Source organism: Acinetobacter sp. SM1B (genome assembly GCF_003289665.1).
GTDB classification, from domain to species: Bacteria; Pseudomonadota; Gammaproteobacteria; order Pseudomonadales; family Moraxellaceae; genus Acinetobacter; species Acinetobacter schindleri.
Window position 1 is genome coordinate 1 of sequence record NZ_QMBM01000010.1, and the last position, 7,751, is coordinate 7,751.

At 40.9% G+C, this 7,751-nt stretch carries 7 protein-coding genes and 1 rRNA gene; 2 read left to right on the forward strand and 6 right to left on the reverse strand.

Annotated elements, in window-relative coordinates; genetic code table 11:
* The 5 genes from C8322_RS13895 to ftsY form a co-directional block, all read right to left on the reverse strand.
* A 16S ribosomal RNA gene (locus tag C8322_RS13895) occupies positions 1-139 on the reverse strand; the annotation flags it as partial.
* Between the two features lie 432 nt (positions 140-571).
* Positions 572-1,234 carry a DUF2057 domain-containing protein gene (locus C8322_RS13900; RefSeq protein WP_004815866.1) on the reverse strand — a complete coding sequence of 221 codons (663 nt, stop codon included), beginning with the start codon at positions 1,232-1,234 and terminating at the stop codon, positions 572-574.
* A gap of 198 nt (positions 1,235-1,432) precedes the next feature.
* Positions 1,433-2,026, reverse strand: a complete 594-nt coding sequence (locus C8322_RS13905) for a nitroreductase family protein (RefSeq protein ID WP_004815864.1) — start codon at positions 2,024-2,026, stop codon at positions 1,433-1,435.
* 191 nt (positions 2,027-2,217) lie between these two features.
* Positions 2,218-2,907: a nitroreductase family protein gene (locus C8322_RS13910; protein ID WP_004815863.1), complete on the reverse strand. Its 690-nt coding sequence runs from the start codon at positions 2,905-2,907 to the stop codon at positions 2,218-2,220.
* A gap of 175 nt (positions 2,908-3,082) precedes the next feature.
* The gene (ftsY, locus tag C8322_RS13915) at positions 3,083-4,189 is read right to left on the reverse strand and encodes a signal recognition particle-docking protein FtsY (RefSeq protein ID WP_004815860.1); all 1,107 of its coding nucleotides are present in this window, start codon (positions 4,187-4,189) and stop codon (positions 3,083-3,085) included.
* Positions 4,190-4,387: 198 nt separating this feature from the next.
* Between ftsY and C8322_RS13920 the strand changes: the two genes are divergently transcribed.
* Positions 4,388-5,773, forward strand: a complete 1,386-nt coding sequence (locus C8322_RS13920) for a M16 family metallopeptidase (protein ID WP_171063238.1) — start codon at positions 4,388-4,390, stop codon at positions 5,771-5,773.
* Positions 5,770-7,287 carry a M16 family metallopeptidase gene (locus C8322_RS13925; RefSeq protein ID WP_004815857.1) on the forward strand — a complete coding sequence of 506 codons (1,518 nt, stop codon included), beginning with the start codon at positions 5,770-5,772 and terminating at the stop codon, positions 7,285-7,287. Before C8322_RS13920 ends, C8322_RS13925 begins: the two co-directional genes overlap by 4 nt.
* A 3-nt stretch (positions 7,288-7,290) precedes the next feature.
* Here C8322_RS13925 and C8322_RS13930 read toward each other — a convergent pair whose 3' ends face one another.
* Positions 7,291-7,614 carry a hypothetical protein gene (locus C8322_RS13930; RefSeq protein ID WP_004815854.1) on the reverse strand — a complete coding sequence of 108 codons (324 nt, stop codon included), beginning with the start codon at positions 7,612-7,614 and terminating at the stop codon, positions 7,291-7,293.
* Positions 7,615-7,751 lie beyond the last annotated feature (137 nt).

A 7,751-nucleotide genomic window follows, 5' to 3' on the forward strand; every position in this document is an offset into this window, starting at 1 on the left:
CCACTAATAGGCAGATTCCTAAGCATTACTCACCCGTCCGCCGCTAGGTCAGTTACCGAAGCAACCTTCCCCGCTCGACTTGCATGTGTTAAGCCTGCCGCCAGCGTTCAATCTGAGCCATGATCAAACTCTTCAGTTTAAAATCAATAGTGCTTTATTCAAAACACCAAATCTTGGCTCATCAATTTTCTGACATCAATTTCTCAAATAAACTTCGAGTAATTTCTACCATNAACCAGTAAAAATCCACACAAGTTGTTCTTCATAATCTCTTAATGATCTTACTTAAAACCTCGTCGGTTTTAAGCTCCAACCCAATCACTTAACTTTTCGTTTCATGCATTGCGTTGGTGTGCTGCGTATTCTATACAGTTTCACAATGAGCGCAAGTTCTTTTCATAAAAATATATGAAAATATAATTTGGTCGTTCATTTTTTACTCTGAATGCGTATTTTTAGCAGGTTTAGGTGTGTAAATCCATCATTCTGGCCTGAAATATATTTTCAAAGTGTAACGTTTAGCTCTCAAACTAAAAAAGATCGGTATAAACCGATCTTTTTCATGTTTTTTTTAATTCCCTTGCTCTGCTAGCCATAACATAAACTTCCGACGCTCTTCTTTAGATGCTTGTTGCCAAAGCTGAATCAGCTTTTGGTCAGTAGAAGTTTTTATTGCTGTTTCAGCTGAATTTAGATTTGCTACCACTGGTGATACCGCTGCCTGTGCATAAACAGGCGCAGGCTGATTTGCAGGAGCAACTGTTTTAGTTGTCAAGTCTAGTGCTTTACCTAATACACTTTTACCCAATAATGGTTTGGTTTCACTATTTGCGCCTGACTGTTGTACCAACAATTGATTTCTGGCGTCGTATAAACCAATAATCGGTTGGTCTTTATATTTTTGTGCAGTATCAAAATCTTTAGGTGCATTAATCAAAGCCAAACGATAACTTTCGCCATCTTTTAATTCAGGTGTTTTAACTGTTACTACATCCGATTTTAAAATGTCATGGCTATTATCATTATGCTGGAAGAATTCGATATAACGTACACTAATACTGTTTGAACCCGGATCTAGCTTATAAGTCTGTTTTTTACGGATTAATCCACTATTCACTTCTCGCTCATTCACCCCGACAATTTTGATTTCTTCTGGTGCCGTCAAGATCACTGCTGAAAAAACAGAAGTACTTCCCATTAAAGTCGCAACTGCGATCATAATACGTAAATTCATTCGCTTCTTTTTCCTGATTATTTAAGTCTGCTTGCACTATGCCGAGTATACGTGACAATTTTATGATAAATCACTTAGACAAATAGCCAAGACTTTAAGCATATATCCATCTGATTCATTCAGCTAAACACTTGGTCTTAAATGAATACAAAATAAAAAAGGAGCACCGAAGCACTCCTTTTTTATTATTTAACTCAATTAATTAAAAGTTTTAAAACGCTCTGCATCATCCATAAAGGTTTTTTCACCTGCTGGTGCTTCGATCGAACCAAACACGAGTTGGGCACGTAGCTTCCAGTTTGAAGGCACATCAAAAGCAATCGAAACTTCATCATCAATGATCGGATTATAGTGCTGCAAAGAGGCACCAATATTTTTCTCCGCCAGCGCTGTCCAAGTGGCAAATTGGGCAATTGCTGAAGAATGCTCTGACCATACCGGGAAATTATCTGCATATAATGGGAATTGTGCTTGCAGCTCTTTCACTACTTCCAGATCTTCATAAAATAAGGCTGTACCATAACCTGCTGCAAAACTGTTAATTTTATTATTTGTTCCTTCAAACGCATCAGCTGGCACAATTTTCTTTAAAGTATCACGAACAATATTCCAGAAATTTTGATGCGATTCACCAAACAGGATCACCACGCGGGATGTTTGCGAGTTAAAAGAAGATGGGCTATGACGTACCGCTTCCTTAATTGTATTTTCAACTTCTGTCTGATCTAGGCTTACATTATTACCAATTGTATAGATGCTGCGACGTTGTTTGATCTGATCTAAAAATGCCATGAAGAACCTCTTGTATATCTTGTCTTGTTCAAAGTTGATAAAGAGAGATTAATCTTTTTATCACCCAAAAACAGGCGTATATAAAAATACGTAGTGTTTTATTTATAGAACAATAAGAGGATTTTTAACGTTTAATATTTGTATTGAACCCACTGGCAAACATTTCCAGCGGGTTCTTGGTCTTTATGATTTTAGGTAAATATGCGGAAGCGATCCTGAAAGTTAGGATCTGGACGGGCTTCTGCAGGCTGCTCAATAGAACCAAAACAAAGCTGGGCACGTAGCAGCCAGTTTTCATCTATTTTAAAATGTGCTGCAACTGCCTGATCCACCATTGGATTGTAGTGCTGTAAGGATGCTCCTAATCCTGAATCTGCAAGTGCTGTCCAGACAGCAAACTGCGCCATACCCGAAGTTTGCTCAGACCAGACCGGAAAATCTTCAGCGCTCATTGGCATTTTCTTTTGTAACTGCTGAATAATTGTCTGATCTTCATAAAATAGAACAGTTCCAAAGGCAGCAGCACATTGATCAAGCTTGATTTCAATTCCTTCGAATACCTGAACAGGCATTTCCTGACGTTTGACCTCTTTCACGATTTCCCAGAATTTATAATGTGAATCACCAAACAGAATCACGATTCGTGCACTTTGTGAATTGAATGCTGAAGGACAACTACGTACCGCAGCTTGGATCAGTTCAGCAATATACGCCTGGCTATAATGAACTCGTCTCCCCAAAGCATAAATACTACGGCGCTTTTTCAGCTGATCAATAAAAGTCAGCTCATCTCCCTGTACAGTTTTGCTTTTTTTTGAAAATTTAAAATCTTTCGTCAGGTCTGCCGTAAGTACATGCCCAATCTTATTTAATAACGCCATTTACACTTTCCCCCAATCAACACATGCCTACCAATAGGTGGACTTGTTGATTGTAAAGGTTTTGACTAAAAGGCTTATGACATAAGCTTTCAAGCCTGTTGCTTTTTACAGCAAACAATCGACCTAAAAACAAAAAACTCCGCGCTAAGCGGAGTTTATGTGACTTATTACACGATTATTTATTTTCAGTTTCAAATAATGCAGCAACAAATGATTTGGCAGAGAATGGACGAAGATCGTCAATCTTTTCACCTACACCAATAAAGCGGATTGGAACATGAGTACGGCTGGCAATATTAAACAGCACGCCCCCTTTCGCAGTCCCATCCAGTTTGGTGATCGTAATACCCGTTAGACCGACTGCTTCATCAAACATTTCTACCTGATTAATGGCATTCTGACCCGTACCAGCATCTACAACCAGCATCACTTCATGCGGTGCAGTTGCATCAATCTTCTGCATTACACGTTTCACTTTGGTCAACTCTTGCATCAGATGGCTCTTGTTATGCAAACGGCCTGCTGTATCAGCAATCAGGACATCTACACCTTTGGCACGTGCACTTTCAAAAGCATCAAAAATGACAGAAGCAGAATCGGCACCATGACCCTGAGCAACTACGGCGATATTATTACGTTCACCCCAAATTTGCAGCTGTTCAGTTGCCGCAGCACGGAAGGTATCCCCCGCTGCCAGCATGACTTTCTTGCCTTCACCTTGTAAACGCTTCGCCAGTTTACCAATCGTAGTGGTTTTACCAACACCATTTACACCCACAACCAGAATCACGAAAGGACTTTTGTTCGGGTCAATATGTAACGGTTTTACACGCGGTGCCAATAAAGCCACCAGTTCTTCCTGAAGCGCTTTATATAATGAATGAGAGTAAATCAGGTCTCCACGTGCTGTACGCTCTGTCAGATTGGCAATAATGGTCTTGGTTGCATCTACACCAATATCTGCAACCAATAATTGCTCTTCTACTTCTTCTAGTAATTCGTCATCAATTTCTTTACCACCGATGAGGATATTGACCATACCATCTGCAAAGTTTTTGCGGGTCTTGGTTAAACCTTCCTTCATACGGCTAAAGAAACCGCCTTTAGGAGCAGATTCTTCACTCGGTATTTCTGTTGCGGCAGGCGCTGAAACAACGGCTTGTTCGCGTGGCGTTTCTATAATTGGCACATTGACCGCAGGTAAACTCGGTAATGTGACATCGTCATCTCCGATATCAGCATCAATCAAAAATTTGTTTTGCTCATTAGATTGCTGTTGCATGCCGAATCCTTGAAAAGCATTGCGTTAAAAAATGGGATTCTACCATAAGTTATAAGGTTTTAGCTTTAGATTAAAATTCCATTTCTACTACACCAAAAAGCAACAGCACCGGTTTGCTTTCAATTGCACAATTCTTAAAATGGCTTATAAATACATCTGCTTATTTTGGAATATCCAGTGTTCAAATCACTTATTTTTATGCACGCCTGTCCAATCCAGTTTAAGCGATACATGTATTCGCTTGGTACAATACTGATATGTTTAAGCAGCAGTCAGATTCAGGCACAAACTATAGAAAAATCCAAATCTGAACTGACGCGTAGTACCTTTGAAACCACCCTGAAAAATGGTCTAAAAGTCATTATCCGAGAAGATCACCGTGCGCCGATGGTCATGACCCAGATCTGGTATAAAATCGGCAGTGCGGATGAATCCGGTAACACTCTGGGTATATCACATGTGCTGGAACATATGATGTTCAAGGGCACCAGCAAAGTTCCAAACGATGAATTTACACGGATTAGCCGGATTTATGGGGGCAGTATCAATGCTGCAACCTTTACCAATTACACCAATTATTATCAGCTTTATCCCAAGGCTTACTTCCCGATGGCGCTCGAACTCGAAGCAGACCGTATGAGTAATCTGCTGCTACGTCAAAAGGATTTTGAGCCAGAAATCAAAGTGGTTATGGAAGAGCGCCGCCAGCGCACCGAGGATAATCCTCGTTCACGTGCCTTTGAACGTTTTAAATGGATCAGTTATCCCACCAGCCATTATCGCCAACCGGTGATTGGTCATATGAAAACCCTGAACAATATCCAGCTTAATGATGTAAAGCAGTGGTACAAGACCTGGTATACGCCGAACAATGCCATTCTGGTGATTGTTGGTGATGTAGAGTCTGAACAAGCGCTGTTACAAGTACAGAAATACTTTGCTGACACACCTTCACGTGCCACACCGCAACGCAATGATGTACTTGAGTTTGAATACTTGGGCTATCGTCACATGGAAATCAATACCGATGTGCAAGTGCCCAACCTGTACATGACCTGGAATGTCAAATCACTGGCTTCAGCAATCAATCCGCAGGATGCTTATGCTCTGACAATTATCCGGAGTTTGCTGGACAGTGGTATTTCCTCACGGCTGCAAGATCGCTTGGTACGAGATCGCAAGCTACTGACTTCTGTCAGTGTATCGTATGATCCGTATAACCGTGGTGACAGCCTGTTTAGTATTTCTGCATTACCTGCAAATGGCATCAGTTTTGAAGATGCGCAAAAAGCCATTCAGGCAGAAGTTGATGCATTAAAAACTGAAGATATTCCCAAGCATGAACTTGAACGCATCACTACCCGATTTGTTTCCAACCTTATTTATAATCAGGATAGTATTGCTGGTCAGGCTAAAATGATCGGCAATCTGGAAGTGAACGGCTTAAGTTACCGACTGATGGATGAACTTCCTAAATATTATGAAAATGTCAGTATGAGCGATATTCAGCGTGTCGCGAATAGCTATTTTATTCGTGAAAATCTCAGCACCTTATACCTCGCACCGGAAACAAAAGCACAATGATGATCAAGTTCAAGTCTGCATGTTCGAATAGTTTATTAATTGTTGCGTTGAACTGTGCTTCTGTGGTCTGGGCCGAAAGTGTTCAAAATACAGAAGTTATACCGGAAGATAATCCCACCCAGTTGCAATCTATTCCTTTGCTACAAAGTTTAAAAAATCTCAAGAATGAAAGACATTTTCAGGCACCTTATGTACATGAGCTGAATAATCGCTACAAAGTACGTACGCTGTTTGTCGAAACCAAAGATCTGCCGATGGTCGATATTCAACTAACCTTTAATGCTGGTGCAGCACGGGATGAGGAAATTCAGAAGGGTTTGTTTGGTTTGTCCAGTATGGCAGCCAAACTGATCCGGGAAGGAACCGATACATATACTGCGCGGGAAATTGCGGCTGTTTTTGATCAAAGTGGCGCACAATTTAGTGCCCAGGCATATCGGGATATGTTCGTCATCCGCCTACGTGTAATGTCTGATCCGAAAAAACTGGAACCCGCATTGGCAATGATGATGGAAGTACTTAAACATGCTTCCTTTAAAAATCAGAGCATCAGCCTGGCTGTTAGCAACACCAACGTTGGTCAAAAACAGCTACAGGAAAATCCAGGCCGCTTAATGGATATCCGCTTTTATAGAACCCTATATGGTCAGCATCCTTACGCACAGCCAATTACAGGTACCATTGGCGGCACTCAAAAAGTAAATCCTGAACATTTAAAGAAGTTCCGTGATCAGTTTCTGGTTGCGCAAAATATGAATATTGCGATTACCGGAAAACTTAGCCCCAAAGAGGCCTTAGACCTGTCAGAACGCATTGCAGGAAATCTCAAGCAAGGCACACGACCAAAGTCATTGCCTGATCCACAGCTAAAAAATGATATTGAGGTAATCCATATTCCCTATAACTCAAGTCAGGCTCATGTAATGTTCGGGCATATCGGACCCAGTCGCTTTAACAAAGATAGGCTGGCTTTAGAAGTTGCGAATCGTATATTTGGTGGTAGTGGCTTTAATGCGGTATTGATGCAGGAGTTAAGAGTCAAGCGTGGCTTTACTTATGCTGCCTATAGTACTTTTAGCTTTACTCAGGCACCGGGTGTATTTAATTTCCGCTATTCGACCCGTCAAGACCAGCTATTAGACAGTATTCAGGTCGCGCATCAGGCATTGATCAACTTTGTAAATCAGCCGATAAATACTAAACGACTGGAAGAAACCAAATCCGGCATGTTAAGGGCATTTCCAAATAACTACAGTAGCAATGCTACCATTAACGCCCAGCTCGGAACGATGGGATTCTATGCAGAGCCACGCGATTATCTCGCCACCTATCCAGAACGATTAGCCAAAATCACAGCAAAAGATGTTGAAAATGCAGTACACAAACATCTGCATCCAGACCGTTTAACCGTAGTGGTCGTCAGTCAGACACTGGATAAAGATAACCTAAAAACAGCCTTAAAAGCGAATTTAATAAGTACGGCTACGGCTGAGGGATTAATACTCACACCTTAAATTTTAAGGCTGATCCGCTTTTACTGCAGGTAACTGATGTGCACGGACTGATTCCTGCTGGTATGCCTGCATCAATTTAAGATATTGTCCACGATAAACCGCTGGCCGCTCAAGCAAGGCTATAGCCATATCTTGCGTTTGTGGTAACTGTTGCTGTATGGAAAGTTGCTGAATTTGTTCAGATTGAACCGTAGTGACAGGACGATAAAGTGCAATACTTGCCAGCACCATAATAAATAAAAAAATAAAAATAAAAACGCTGTTATAAATTTGCTCCAGCGTTAATTTGGACAGAAATATCCTGATTTTTTCTACGTCAATAGCCATACACTACCTCTAATTCAAAGTAGTGTATGGCTGCATTGCAATAAGTTCAAGTAATCAACCGGAAATTCGCCTGATTTGCAGACGGCTTACTTTATAGGACTTACGCATTGACAGATTCAAAAAAGTATTAAAATACT